Genomic DNA, 12133 nt, shown 5'->3' with positions numbered 1-12133 from the left:
TTGTACATTTCGAACATGAACTCTCCAACCCGCATCGACAGCTACAACTTGTTCGGAGAAACTGCCGAACTGGCTGATGTGCTGCACATAGAGACGATCCGCGCGCGTTCGGAGCTGCATGATTGGGAGTTGCGGCCGCACCGGCACGCCAGACTGCATCAGCTGCTGGTGCTGACCAGCGGGGACGGAGAGGCTGATCTTGACGGAATCAGACATGGGCTGGCTCCGCCCTGCCTGATCAATGTGCCGCGCGGCGTGGTGCATGGCTTCCGGTTCGGCAGCGGCACCAGCGGCTGGGTGATTACCCTGACATCAGACCTGCTGGACCAGAATCTGACGCCGGGCGAAGGGGTCCGCGCTGTTCTGGACCTGCCCGCCGTTCTGCCGCTGCCTGACGGACTTCAGGATCTGGCAGAGCAGCTGTTCAAGGAATACGGCCGCCGCGACTTCGGGCGCGCGCAGATGCTGCGCGGACTGACGCTTTCGCTCACCGCAGCGGCTGCGCGTGCCATTGCTGCCAGCCAGGAAACCTCTGCGCAAGCGCAGCACAGCACGCTGTTCGCCCGGTTCGAGGCGCTGGTAGAACGCGACTTCCGCCTGCGCCGACCGCTTGCGGAATATGCCAGAGAACTGGCGGTTTCCGCCACTCACCTCAATCGCCTTTCCCATCAGGCCACCGGCCAGCCGGCCTCGGCGCTGGTCAGCGCCCGGGTGCTGCGGGAGGCGCGGCGGCTGCTGATCTATACCAACCTGACAGCGGCGCAGATCGCCTATGAGCTCGGCTTCAACGATCCGGCCCATTTCAGCCGGATGTTTGCCAGGGGCACCGGAATGCCGCCACGGAAATTCCGCCAGCAGCTTGCCGGAAGCGGCTGAGCCGGAGCAGACTGGCGCTTGCAGGCCATCGCAAAGGGAGCGCAAAATGCTGCACGGGATCCGCATTCTGGAGGTCGAGGGCCTGGGCCCCGGCCCCTTTGCCGCGATGACACTGGCCGACCTCGGGGCGGAGGTGATCTGCGTGCACCGCCCGTACACCCCCCGTACACCGGGCCGTACACCGGGGATGCCGGAAAGCTCGCTGCTGGACCGCGGCAAGCGGTCGATCACGCTGGACCTGAAGGACCCTGCCGATGCGGAGACCTTCCTGAAACTTGCCAAAACCGCACATGGTCTGATCGAGGGCTTCCGCCCCGGCGTGATGGAGCGGCTGGGCCTCGGCCCCGAGGCCTGCCACGCGGTGAACCCGGCGCTGGTTTACGGGCGGATGACCGGCTGGGGCCAGGACAGCCCGCTGGCCCATGCGGCGGGGCATGACCTCAATTACATTTCGCTGTCAGGCGCACTGTGGTATGCCTCCGCCCCCGGCGACGTGCCGCTGACGCCTGCGACGCTGGTCGGCGATATCGGCGGCGGCGCGATGTATCTGGTGGCGGGGATGCTGGCGGGCATTCTCAAGGCGCAGTCCAGCGGCAAAGGATGCGTGGTTGATGCCGCGATCTATGACGGCTCGGCCCATATGATGAACCTTCTGATGAGCATCCGTCAGGCCGGAAACTTTGGCGTTACACGTGGAGCAAACCTGCTCGACGGGCCGCATTGGAGCCGCACCTATGCCTGTGCCGATGGCGGCTATGTCTCGGTGCAATGCCTGGAGCCGAAGTTCTATGCGCTGTTTCTGGAAAAGCTGGGACTGGCAGAAGATGCAGAATTCCAGCAGCAGTTCGACAAAGCCAAGTGGCCTGCCCTCACTGGCCGCCTTGCCGGGATCTTTGCCAGCCAGCCGCGCGATCACTGGGCGGCATTGTTCGAGGGGAGCGATGCCTGCGTCGCGCCGGTGCTGAACCCGGAGGAAGCCAAGGCGCATGGGATGAACACCCGCGGCACCTGGGTTGAAGACCAAGGCGTGCTGCAAGCCGCCCCTGCCCCGCGGTTTTCCACCCAGCCTGAGTGGGCGCCGCCGGAGATCCCCCGGCGCGGCCAGCACACGGAGGACATCCTGGCAGAACTGAACCAGGAGTAGGGTCAGTCCTCTTTCTTGGCCTTTTCGGCAGCGGCCTTCATCCGCTTGAGCAGCTCAGCCTTGTCCGCCTGCTTGCCAAACGGGTTTTTCTTGGTGCCCTTGGCATTGTGTTCCGAATGACGGGGTTTGTTGCTGCCCATGCGGGCGCCGCCCATTCTGCTGTAGTCCATCGTGAGACCTCTGGATGTATCCGAAGATGCGGCTATTGCCGCATCTTATTGGATAACACAAGATCAGCCGTTGCGGACCGTGTCGATCATCAGCTGCACATTGTCCGGGTCGGCGTCGGGCGTGATGCCGTGGCCCAGGTTGAAGATATGCGGGCCGTTCCTGAACGCCTCGACGATGCGGCGGGTTTCATCGACCAGAGCCTGCCCGCCGGTCACCATGTGGCGGGAGGCGAGGTTGCCCTGCACGCAGCCGTCCGCCTGCACATTGGCAGCGGCCCAGACCGGGTCCACGGAGTTGTCCAGCGCCACGCAGTCGACGCCGGTTGCCTTGGCAAAGCCCACGTAATTCTCGCCCGCCTCGCGCGGGAAGCCGATGACGGGGATGCCCGGGTGGCGTTCCTTCAGCGCCTGGGTGATCTGGCGGCAGGGCTCCAGCGCGTATTTCCGGAACGCCTCGCCCTTCAGCGAGCCGGCCCAGCTGTCGAAGATCTTGACCACTTCGGCGCCGGCCTCGATCTGCTTGGAGAGGTAGTCGATTGTCGCCTCGGTGATGCGCGCCAGAAGTGCCTCGAACAGGGCGGTGTTTTCCTCGCGCAGGGCGTGGGCAGGCCCCTGGTCCGGGGTGCCGCGGCCCGCAATCATATAGGTGGCAACGGTCCAGGGCGCGCCGGCGAAGCCGATCAGCGTGGTTTCCGCGGGCAGCTCGCGCGACAGGATGCGGACGGTTTCATAGATCGGGTTCAGCGTCTCGTGGATATCGGACGCCGGACCCAGCTTGGCGAAGTCCCCCTCAGTCGTGATGGTCGAGAGCCGCGGGCCTTCGCCGGTCACGAACCACAGATCGGCACCGAGCGCCTGCGGCACCAGCAGGATGTCGGCAAACAGGATCGCCGCGTCGAACCCGTAGCGGCGGATCGGCTGCAGGGTCACCTCGGCGGCCAGATCGGAATTGTAGCAGAGCGACAGGAAATCCCCGGCCTCGGCCCGCGTGGCGCGGTATTCCGGCAGGTAGCGGCCGGCCTGGCGCATCATCCAGATCGGCGGCACATCCTGTTTCTCACCCGCCAATGCGCGCAGCAGCTTCTTTTGTCCGGCCATGGTCATCCTCGCTATCATTCGCCCCTGAGGTCACGCCTGCGAGGGCGAATGTCAAGAGCAGGGGCGATCTGCCGCGCCCCGGGCAAACGTTCCTTGTCCTATGTCAAAGTCCGCGCGCGGCACCCGTGGGAGATGCGCAAAAACCGGTTTCCACCGGGACGCAAACTGATTTATGGCTTTCTGCATGACACTGACCCTGCCCTCCCCCGCTTCGCCCCTGAAGATCGGCACCCGCGGATCGCCGCTGGCGCTGGCCCAGGCGTATGAGACCCGCAGCCGCCTCGCCGCCGCATTCGATCTGCCGCAGGAGGCGTTCGAAATCGTGGTGATCAAGACCACCGGCGACAATCAGGCGCTGATTGCGGCGGACAAGCCGCTGAAGGAGCTGGGCGGCAAGGGGCTGTTCACCAAGGAGATCGAAGAGGACCTGCTGTCGGGCGCCATCGACATCGCGGTGCATTCGATGAAGGACATGCCGGTTGCGCAGCCGGAGGGGCTGGCGCTGGACACCTATCTGCCGCGCGAGGACGTGCGGGATGCCTTTATCTCGCCGTCGCTGAAGTCCCTGCACGATCTGGCCGAGGGCGCGGTGGTCGGCACCTCCTCGCTGCGCCGCCGGGCGCAGCTGCTCAATCGCCGCCCGGACCTGAATGTGGTGGAGTTCCGCGGCAATGTGCAGACCCGGCTGCGCAAACTGTCCGAAGGCGTGGCGGAGTGCACCTTCCTGGCGATGGCCGGCCTGAACCGGCTGGCGATGGACGATGTGCCCGCCAACCCGATCGAGACCAGCGACATGCTGCCCGCGGTGGCGCAGGGCGCCATCGGCATCGAGCGGCGCGCGGATGACAGCCGCGCGGGCGACATGCTGGCGGCGATCCATGATAATGAGACCGGCTTGCGGCTGGCGGCGGAACGGGCGTTCCTGGCGGCGCTCGACGGCTCCTGCGAAACGCCGATTGCGGGGCTTGCGGAACTGGACGGCGCCACCCTGCGCCTGCGCGGCGAGGTGCTGCGGCCGGATGGCTCTGAGTCGATCAGCGATGACCAGAGCTGCGCAGTTGAAGACGGCGCGGGGCTGGGCCGGGAGATGGCGGCGAAACTGCTGGAGAAGGCCGGCAAGGGCTTCTTTGACTGGAAGGCCTGAGCAAGGCTCTGCCTCGCGCTCCGGGATATTGGGGGCCAGATGAATTAAGGGTCCTCTCCTCATCTGGCTGAAAAATATCCTGGGGGGTGAGCGCCAAGGGCGCGAGGGGGCAAGGCCCCCTGCCTGCGCTAGATCTGACCGGACCACCTCAGCCAGCTTTCCGGGCTGCCGCGGAAGGTGTTGAGATCGACGTCACCCGCAACGCCCGGCACCTGGCCGGTGCCGGAATACTGCCAGAAGCTCCAGCTTTTACCCGGGTAGACTTTCTTCGGATGGCCCGCGACGGAGCGCAGCCAGAATTCGGTGCCGGTGAGCCGCCCGATGCCGGTGTCGCGGTAGAAATCCACCGTTGTGTAGACCACCGGGCGCTTGCCGTAGTGGCGCTCCAGGATATTCAGGAACTTGCGCGCCTCGGCCCGCACCGTGGCGCCGTCGGGCCGGGTGCGGCAGGTGCGGGAGCGGTGGTTCCACTCCATGTCCAGCACCGGCGGCAGCGCATTTGCATCCTTCGGCACATTGCGGATGAACCAGCGCGCCTGCTCCGCCGCCGGTCGGCAGAAGTAGTAATAGTGATAGGCGCCGTGCTTGACCCCCGCCGCGCGCGCGCCGCGCCAGTTGTCGCGGAACTTGGCGTCGGTGTGGTCGCCGCCCTCGGTTGCCTTGATATAGGCAAAGGAGACGCCGGAGCGGCGCACCCTGTGCCAGTCGATGTCGCCCTGGTAGCGCGAGACATCAATGCCGTGGACCGGGTAGGACCAGGGCTTGCGGCCTTCCCAGTCATGCGGGTCGCGGTCGCCGAAACGGGGATAGGTGGAAAGCCCTGCAAGCCGCGCGTTGGCGGGTTCGGTGCGGGTGACCGCCGGTGCGCTGACGGCCCTTTCGGGCGGTCTGCCGCATCCTGCTGCCAATGCCAGTGCCAATGCCCCAAGAACCAGTCTGCGCATGTGATGTGCTCCCTGCCCGCTTCGTGAAAACCGCTCTTTTCTTTGCCTGTTGATTTTCATCTTAGCGCAGGTCAGCGCTATGTCGCGCCCCCAAGAGCGCAGGTCAGCGTAAATCCGCCGCAAGAAAAAACGCGCCGCTGAGCAGCGGCGCGCTGTCACTGTTCCGGTCCGGCCCCGCTCAGACCCATTTGGCCAGGGGCGGCAGGCTCATCAGAACCGCGTTGGCGTCGTGGCCGGTTTCCAGCCCGAACTTGGTGCCGCGGTCATAGACAAGATTGTATTCCGCATAGAGGCCGCGGTGGATCAGCTGGGCGTCCTTGTCGGCCTCGGAATAGCCCTGCACCCGGCGTTTCTCGACCAGCGGCACAAAGGCCGGCAGGAAGGCGCGGCCGATGTCCTGGGTCAGGGCAAAATCCGCCGCCCAATCGCCGGAGTTCTGGTCATCCATGAAAATGCCGCCGACGCCGCGGGCGCGCTTGCGGTGGGGAATGTAGAAATACTCATCCGCCCATGCCTTGAGCCGCGGGTACTGGTCTTCCCCATGCGGGTCCAGGTGCTGTTTCTGCGTGGCGTGGAAATGCGCGGTGTCCTCGTCGTATTCGATACAGGGGTTGAGGTCCGAGCCGCCGCCGAACCACCAGGCGTGCGGGGTCCAGAACATGCGGGTATTCATGTGCACAGCCGGCACATGCGGGTTGCGCATATGGGCAACCAGCGAGATACCTGAGGCCCAGAAACGCGGATCGTCCTTCATCCCCGGGATGCCCTTGCGCGCGGCCATCGCTGCCTGCGCGCGCTCGCCCAAGGTGCCGTAGACCTCGGAGATATTGACACCGACCTTCTCGAACACCCGGCCGCCGCGCATCACGCTCATCAGCCCGCCGCCGGCGTCGGAACCGTCGTCCGAGGTGCGTTTGGTTTCCGTCACCTCGAACCGGCCCGGTTCCATTTCCGAGAACGGGCCCTCACTGTGGCTGTCCTCCAGCCCCTCGAACGCGGCAACGATCTGGTCGCGCAATTCCCGGAACCAGGCAGCTGCCCGGGCCTTTTCCTCTTTCATTTCAGCAGTCACAGGTCTTTCCAATCAGTGCATCGGGGCGGACACCGGGTCCAGCAGAGTGCGGCCGCCGTCCAGCGTGAGCACCTGCCCGGTCATGAACCCGGAGGCGTCGGAGGCGAGGTACTGCGCGGTCTCGGTCAGCTCGGTGGGAGAGGCCACCCGGCCCAGCGGGGTGTGCGCCTCTATGTCATGGCGGAAGCTGCGGTTTTCCTTCAGCGTCACCTGCATCGAGGCGCTCATCACCGAGCCGAAGGCAATCGAGTTCACGCGGATCCGGTGCGGGGCCAGCGCCACAGCCAGCGAGCGGGTCGCCTGATCCAGCGCGGCAGAAGCCACCGAATAGGCCATCAGCTCCGGGTGGGTGCGGCGGGCTGCAATCGAGGAGAGGTTGATGATGCTGCCAAGGGGGCCGTCGTCCTCGCGCTCCTCACCCTGCTTGATCATCCGCTTGGCCACTTGCTGGGACAGGCGCACCGTTGGCAGCAGGCTTTGGTTCAAGAGCTGGTCCAAAGTCTCGTCCTGCGGATCCAGCGCATCGGTGGCCACCACCTGCCGGGCGCCGTTGACCAGAATATCGATATCGTCAAAGGCGTCGATGGTGGCCGACAGCAGGTTGGCAATGGTCAGCCGCTCGCGCAGATCGCCGGCAAAGTACCGGATATTGCTCTCGTCTGCCTGCTCTCCCAGTTCATCGACCAGCTGCGCCTCATGCATGTCGGCAAACATCACATTGGCGCCAGCATCGGCGAACTGCTTGCCGATCGCCAGGCCGATGCCGCTGGCGGCGCCGGTCACGATGGCAGTCTTGCCGGAGATCGAAAAGGACATGAAAGGGTACTCCCCTAAAGCATCTGGTCCGCACGTTAGACCGCGCCTGCTGGTTTGGAAACCGCCATTGCGCCGCGTCTGCGGTTACTTGCGCCCGCGTTTCGGCTTGGCGGCGTGCAGGATCTTGAAGCGGTTGTCGCCGCCCTCTTCGCGCACCTGGGCGAACCGTTCCGCCAGCGCGGTCTCATACGGCAGGTGCCGGTTGGCCACCATCCACAGGCTGCCGTTGGCCGCCAGCATGGATGCCGCTGCGCCGATGAAGGCCTGCCCCAGCGACGGTTCCGCCGCGCGGCCGGTGTGGAACGGCGGGTTCATCACCACGGTGTTCACCGGGCCCGGCGCCTTCCAGCTGCGGGCATCGGCCCAATGGAAATGCGACCGCGGATCGGCAGCGTTCAGGCGGGCACAGGCCAGCGCCGCATGGTCGGCCTCGGCCAGGTGCAGCTCCTCAACGCCCTCGTGCTTCAGCACCTGCGCCGAGAGATAGCCCCAGCCTGCCCCCAGGTCAGCCACGCAGCGGCCCAGTTTCTGCGGCAGCGCCGCCGCCAGCATGCGGGAGGCGGGGTCGATGCCATCTGCCGAGAAAACGCCGGGGGCGGTGATGAAACCCTCGACCTGCTGCGGGCCCTCGGGCAGCCAGCCGGACAGGTCGGTGCCGCCCTGGATCCAGAACACCTTGCCATGCGCCTTGGAGACCGGCGCCGAGGGCTCGCAGCGCTTGCGCAGGTCCTTCAGCACCGAATCAATCCCTTCGGTCTTGGCGCCGTCGATCAGCACCTGGCCATGGGTGGCGGCAGCAGCCTGCGCCACCAGCATCCGGGCCAGCGCCTTGGCCCGCGGCAGGAAGACCACGGCGGCGGCGTACTCTGCCCCTGCCTCCGGCGATGGCACGCAGTCATAGCCCTGCCCTGCAAAATGATCGTGATCCGGGCGGAACGGCTGGATGATCAGCAGCTGCTCCTTGGGCAGCGCCGACAGGTCGTGCTCAGCGCGCGGGTGGAACACGGCGATGCGGCCCTCAGCAGGCACAGCAAAGCCGCCCGATTGGGCGGCCAGGGACAAGCGAACGGACATCTAAGGGCCTCTTCAGTCTTCTTTTTCCATGGTGCACTGCAGCGGGTGCTGGTGGCGGCGGGCGAAATCCATCACCTGGCCCACCTTGGTTTCCGCCACCTCATGGCTGAACACGCCGACCACGGCAACGCCCTTCTTGTGCACCGTCAGCATGATCTCAAACGCCTGCGCGTGGGTCATGCCGAAGAACCGCTCCAGCACCATCACCACGAATTCCATCGGGGTGTAATCGTCATTCAGCAGCAGCACCTTGTAGCGCGGCGGGCGCTTGGTCTTGGGCCGCGTCTTGGTCAGGACGCCGGCTTCCGTGTCGTCATCAGAATGATCGGTCATCATCAAGGGCTGCAGCGGCATAAGCAATTTGATCCAGTGGTGCATGGAATTTCCTGTGACGCTTATATAGCCTCTTAGCTGTTCAGGAAAAGAGACTGAGACCCGCAGATTGACACCTAATTTGACAACAATCGGCTTTGATGCCGACGATACCCTCTGGCACAACGAACGGTTCTTCCGCGTCACGCAGGAACGGTTTGCCGAATTGCTGCAGGATCACACCCCCGCGGACATCGGCCCGGAGCAGCTGGAACGGCAGCTGCTGGAGGCTGAAAAGCGCAACCTGGGGCGCTATGGCTACGGGGTGAAGGGCTTCACCCTGTCGATGATCGAAACCGCGATCGAAGTGACCGGCGAGCGGGTGCCCGCCCCGGTTATCAAGGAGCTGATCACCGCCGGCCAGATGATGCTGTCCTACCCGATCGAACTGCTGCCGCATGCGCGCGAAGCGGTGGAGGCGGTGGCCGGTCGCTACAAGGTGGTGCTGATCACCAAGGGCGACCTGCTGGACCAGGAGCGCAAGCTGGCGCAGTCCGGCCTGGGCGAGCTGTTCAACGGGGTCGAGGTGGTGTCGGAAAAGACGACGGAGGTCTACCTGGACATCTTCAACCGCCACGGCGACGGCGCCGCGCGCGCGATGATGGTCGGCAACTCCATGCGGTCCGATGTGGTGCCGGTGATCGAGGCCGGCGGCTGGGGCACCTATGTGCCGCACGGGCTGGTCTGGGAGGTCGAGCACGCCGAAGCGCCGGAGCACAGCCCGCGCTACACGGAAATCCCCGATCTCGGCGGGCTGGCGGATCTGGTGGACAGCCTGGGCTGAGCGGCGCTATCCCTTTGGCAAACGCCAAGGGAGCCCCGGACACATGCCGCACGCAGAACTGAAATTCTCCAGCGATCTGGATCTCGATGCAGAAGCCATTCTCGATGAAATCGAAGCGGTGATACTGGAGCACGACGGCGGTGCGGGTGCCTGCAAGGGCCGTGCCTACCCCACGGACCGGTATCACCACACCCATATCACCGTCAGCGTCGCTCTGCTGACCAAGCCGCATCGGGATGAGGCGTTTTCCCAGGCGCTGCTGGCAGACCTCGAATCCCGCATCAAGGCGCGGCTGCTTCAGCCCTGCGAATTCTCGCTTGGCCTGAGCTATTCCACCCCGTTTTATGTCACCAATTTTCACGCTGGTTGACCGGAATTCTGAACAGAAGGCCTGTCAACCCGGGCTTAAGCTGCCCGCGCCCCGATGCAACGGCAACTTTTTTTGATAACCTTTCGTTAGGACTTGCCGGATTTAGCGGTCAGGCAACACCCACACACAACATGCCGGCACCCTTCGGCCGAAGCGCCTGACTTCGTGCCGGCGCCGCTGTTTATTCCTCGTAAACCCTGTGTTACGCTTTTGCACACAGGCAAAAACGTCAGCCGGAAAATCGGCGGCACGAGGCAAACATGGCAGTGATCACGCAGGTCAAACCGGCGTCAGGCCGGTATTCCCGTACCCGGTTCCTATGGACAGCCGCGGTCTTTCTCTTGGCAGTCTTTACGCTGGCGTTGCAGCCGCAGCGGGCCGCAGCCGCGCCCTATGCAGCGATGGTGATCGACGCCCGAACCGGCGAGGTATTGCATTCACGCAATGCCGACACCCGGCTGCACCCGGCATCGCTGACCAAGATGATGACGCTCTACATCGCGTTCGAAGCGGTGCGGAACGGCGAGATCACGCTGGATACCAAGGTCCGGATCAGCCGCAATGCCGCCGCAGAGCCGCCGTCGAAACTGGGGCTGAAATCCGGCCAGCGGATCGCCTTCCGCTATCTGATCCGCGCCGCGGCAGTGAAATCCGCCAATGACGCCGCCACTGCCATCGGCGAGACCCTGTCCGGCTCCGAGGCGGCCTTTGCCCGCCGGATGAACCGCACCGCCAAGGCGCTGGGGATGAGCCGCACGACCTTCAAGAACGCCCATGGCCTGACCGCCAGCGGGCATCTGTCGACCGCCAGCGACATGACCACGCTGGGGCGGCACCTGCTGTATGATTACCCGGAATACTACAACCTGTTCTCGCGCCGCTCGACCCATGCCGGCATCCGCGAAGTGCCCAATACCAACCGCCGCCTGCTGGCGGCCTACCGCGGCGCCGACGGGATCAAGACCGGCTATACCCGGGCCGCAGGGTTCAACCTCGTGGCCTCGGCCAAGCGCGGCAACGAGCGTATCATTGCCACCGTCTTTGGCGGAAAATCCACCGTGTCACGCAATGCCAAAGTGGCGGAACTGCTGGATCTCGGCTTCCGCCGGGCGCCGTCGCGCGCCGCCCTGCGCAAGCCGCAGCGGCCGGCCTACCAGGGCGCGGGCAATGTGGTGGTTGCCGACGCCGATGACGGCCCCTCGCACGGGGTTGCGGGCAAGACCATCCGCGTGACCGGCCAGGTTAACACCAGCCTGCGTCCGAAAACCCGCCCGGGCAAAGGCGAATCGCCGGTGCTGGTGGCGGCGCTTGAGGAAGCGCTGCAAACCCCGCCCGCAGAGAAAGCCGGAGCGGCGGATGAGACCGCGGCGGCCGAAGCAGCAGAAGCCGTAGCAGAAACCGCTGAGGATCCGATCGAAAACGTTCAGACCGTCAGCGCCGATGGTGCCGCGCGGGGGGATGCGCTGCGTGAAAGCATCGCCGTTGCCTTGGCGGAAGCAGAGGCGGAACCGCTGCCCGCGGCCGAGGAAGCCGCCCCCGCGGTGATTGCAGCCGTGCAGAAGGTGCCCTTCACCGGATTGCGCCCGGTGGCCCGCCCGGCCAGCCTGGCCGCGGCCTCGCCTGAGCCGGAACCGGTTGTCGTGACCCGGCTGTCGACGTCCGGCGGGCGCTACTGGGGTGTTAATGTCGGGCTTTACACAAGCCGCTATCAGGCTGAGAAGGTGCTGCTGCGCACGGCGCTGGCTGAGCTGGAAACGCTGGACGGCACCCTGCGCAAGGTGGCCAAGACCCGCCGCGGGTTTGAGGCGAACTTCCTGGGCATGACCCAGGAGCAGGCTGAACTGGCCTGCCGCCGCCTGAACGCCCGCAACGTGACCTGCGAACCGATCGGCCCGTCCTGAACAGTGTCTCAAGCCAAACGCAGAAAAGGCGCCCGCGGAGGCGCCTTTTTTCATGGTCTGATCCAATACGTTGCCCGGCAGGCTCTCGTGCCCGTCGTCACGGATTTTCCGGCGTACATCCACCCTCCCGTTGGGCGTGGCACCGCCAAGGGGCTCTGGCTCAGCCAGGGCACCTGCGGAGGCGGGAGCTTTTGGTTGCGAGTGATGTCAGGGCTTGGGCTTGTCGTCCCACTCATCGCTGAGAATCCGGCGGGAGTCGCCTTCAGGATCGTCGTACTGGTTGCTGCGCACCGTGTAGAAGAAGGCCGCAAGCCCAACCGTGCCGAGGATCAGTGAAATCGGGATCAGGTAGGCAAGGACACTCATGA

The 12133-nt window shown here is 65.2% G+C and carries 14 protein-coding genes; 6 read left to right on the top strand and 8 right to left on the bottom strand.

Annotated elements, in window-relative coordinates; translation table 11 throughout:
- Positions 1-15: 15 nt before the first annotated feature.
- Complete coding sequence (locus tag AB1A62_RS09730) at positions 16-876, top strand: helix-turn-helix domain-containing protein (RefSeq protein ID WP_366661302.1); 861 nt, start codon at positions 16-18, stop codon at positions 874-876.
- 46 nt (positions 877-922) lie between these two features.
- Positions 923-2020: a CaiB/BaiF CoA-transferase family protein gene (locus AB1A62_RS09725; protein ID WP_366661301.1), complete on the top strand. Its 1098-nt coding sequence runs from the start codon at positions 923-925 to the stop codon at positions 2018-2020.
- 2 nt (positions 2021-2022) lie between these two features.
- Here the strand turns inward: AB1A62_RS09725 and AB1A62_RS09720 are convergent, their stop codons facing one another.
- On the bottom strand, positions 2023-2190 hold the full coding sequence (locus AB1A62_RS09720) for a hypothetical protein (protein WP_366661300.1): 168 nt from the start codon (positions 2188-2190) through the stop codon (positions 2023-2025).
- A 63-nt stretch (positions 2191-2253) separates the two neighbouring features.
- The gene (hemE, locus tag AB1A62_RS09715; RefSeq protein ID WP_366661445.1) at positions 2254-3288 is read right to left on the bottom strand and encodes a uroporphyrinogen decarboxylase; all 1035 of its coding nucleotides are present in this window, start codon (positions 3286-3288) and stop codon (positions 2254-2256) included.
- A 184-nt stretch (positions 3289-3472) separates the two neighbouring features.
- Here hemE and hemC point away from each other — a divergent pair, with 184 nt between their 5' ends.
- The gene (gene hemC, locus AB1A62_RS09710; RefSeq protein WP_366661299.1) at positions 3473-4432 is read left to right on the top strand and encodes a hydroxymethylbilane synthase; all 960 of its coding nucleotides are present in this window, start codon (positions 3473-3475) and stop codon (positions 4430-4432) included.
- A 128-nt stretch (positions 4433-4560) separates the two neighbouring features.
- Here the strand turns inward: hemC and AB1A62_RS09705 are convergent, their stop codons facing one another.
- From AB1A62_RS09705 to clpS, 5 genes are all read right to left on the bottom strand, one after another.
- Positions 4561-5376 carry a GH25 family lysozyme gene (locus AB1A62_RS09705; RefSeq protein ID WP_366661298.1) on the bottom strand — a complete coding sequence of 272 codons (816 nt, stop codon included), beginning with the start codon at positions 5374-5376 and terminating at the stop codon, positions 4561-4563.
- A gap of 178 nt (positions 5377-5554) precedes the next feature.
- Positions 5555-6436 carry an oxygen-dependent coproporphyrinogen oxidase gene (gene hemF / locus AB1A62_RS09700; protein WP_366661297.1) on the bottom strand — a complete coding sequence of 294 codons (882 nt, stop codon included), beginning with the start codon at positions 6434-6436 and terminating at the stop codon, positions 5555-5557.
- 24 nt (positions 6437-6460) lie between these two features.
- Positions 6461-7264, bottom strand: a complete 804-nt coding sequence (locus AB1A62_RS09695; RefSeq protein WP_366661296.1) for an SDR family oxidoreductase — start codon at positions 7262-7264, stop codon at positions 6461-6463.
- Positions 7265-7348: 84 nt separating this feature from the next.
- Positions 7349-8338, bottom strand: a complete 990-nt coding sequence (locus AB1A62_RS09690) for a methyltransferase (RefSeq protein WP_366661295.1) — start codon at positions 8336-8338, stop codon at positions 7349-7351.
- A gap of 12 nt (positions 8339-8350) precedes the next feature.
- A complete protein-coding gene (gene clpS / locus AB1A62_RS09685) occupies positions 8351-8674 on the bottom strand; it encodes an ATP-dependent Clp protease adapter ClpS (RefSeq protein ID WP_036761102.1) in 324 nt (107 codons plus the stop codon).
- Between the two features lie 106 nt (positions 8675-8780).
- Here clpS and AB1A62_RS09680 point away from each other — a divergent pair, with 106 nt between their 5' ends.
- The 3 genes from AB1A62_RS09680 (at position 8781) to AB1A62_RS09670 (ending at position 11765) form a co-directional block, all read left to right on the top strand.
- Positions 8781-9494: an HAD family hydrolase gene (locus AB1A62_RS09680; protein ID WP_366661294.1), complete on the top strand. Its 714-nt coding sequence runs from the start codon at positions 8781-8783 to the stop codon at positions 9492-9494.
- Positions 9495-9537: 43 nt separating this feature from the next.
- Positions 9538-9864 (top strand): hypothetical protein, encoded by a 327-nt coding sequence (locus AB1A62_RS09675; RefSeq protein ID WP_366661293.1) that lies wholly within the window; start codon positions 9538-9540, stop codon positions 9862-9864.
- A gap of 260 nt (positions 9865-10124) precedes the next feature.
- Positions 10125-11765, top strand: coding sequence for a D-alanyl-D-alanine carboxypeptidase family protein (locus tag AB1A62_RS09670; protein WP_366661292.1), 1641 nt, complete (start codon positions 10125-10127; stop codon positions 11763-11765).
- A gap of 207 nt (positions 11766-11972) precedes the next feature.
- On the opposite strand, the gene ccoS is transcribed toward AB1A62_RS09670, so the two are convergent.
- Positions 11973-12131: a cbb3-type cytochrome oxidase assembly protein CcoS gene (gene ccoS, locus AB1A62_RS09665; protein ID WP_222479326.1), complete on the bottom strand. Its 159-nt coding sequence runs from the start codon at positions 12129-12131 to the stop codon at positions 11973-11975.
- Positions 12132-12133: the final 2 nt, after the last annotated feature.

Source organism: Leisingera sp. JC11 (genome assembly GCF_040704725.1).
In the GTDB taxonomy this organism is placed as follows: domain Bacteria; phylum Pseudomonadota; class Alphaproteobacteria; order Rhodobacterales; family Rhodobacteraceae; genus Leisingera.
Note: the sequence above shows the minus strand (reverse complement) of the source record. Positions and strands in the feature narration are given on the sequence as shown.

Bases quoted from the DNA above. Each gene is read 5' to 3' on its own strand.
- AB1A62_RS09720 (WP_366661300.1), bottom strand. From the start codon at position 2,190: ATGGACTACAGCAGAATGGGCGGCGCCCGCATGGGCAGCAACAAACCC.
- AB1A62_RS09705 (WP_366661298.1), bottom strand. From the start codon at position 5,376: ATGCGCAGACTGGTTCTTGGGGCATTGGCACTGGCATTGGCAGCAGGA.
- hemC (WP_366661299.1), top strand. From the start codon at position 3,473: ATGACACTGACCCTGCCCTCCCCCGCTTCGCCCCTGAAGATCGGCACC.
- ccoS (WP_222479326.1), bottom strand. From the start codon at position 12,131: ATGAGTGTCCTTGCCTACCTGATCCCGATTTCACTGATCCTCGGCACG.
- AB1A62_RS09690 (WP_366661295.1), bottom strand. From the start codon at position 8,338: ATGTCCGTTCGCTTGTCCCTGGCCGCCCAATCGGGCGGCTTTGCTGTG.
- clpS (WP_036761102.1), bottom strand. From the start codon at position 8,674: ATGATGACCGATCATTCTGATGACGACACGGAAGCCGGCGTCCTGACC.
- AB1A62_RS09695 (WP_366661296.1), bottom strand. From the start codon at position 7,264: ATGTCCTTTTCGATCTCCGGCAAGACTGCCATCGTGACCGGCGCCGCC.
- AB1A62_RS09670 (WP_366661292.1), top strand. From the start codon at position 10,125: ATGGCAGTGATCACGCAGGTCAAACCGGCGTCAGGCCGGTATTCCCGT.
- AB1A62_RS09675 (WP_366661293.1), top strand. From the start codon at position 9,538: ATGCCGCACGCAGAACTGAAATTCTCCAGCGATCTGGATCTCGATGCA.
- hemF (WP_366661297.1), bottom strand. From the start codon at position 6,436: ATGAAAGAGGAAAAGGCCCGGGCAGCTGCCTGGTTCCGGGAATTGCGC.
- AB1A62_RS09725 (WP_366661301.1), top strand. From the start codon at position 923: ATGCTGCACGGGATCCGCATTCTGGAGGTCGAGGGCCTGGGCCCCGGC.
- AB1A62_RS09730 (WP_366661302.1), top strand. From the start codon at position 16: ATGAACTCTCCAACCCGCATCGACAGCTACAACTTGTTCGGAGAAACT.
- hemE (WP_366661445.1), bottom strand. From the start codon at position 3,288: ATGGCCGGACAAAAGAAGCTGCTGCGCGCATTGGCGGGTGAGAAACAG.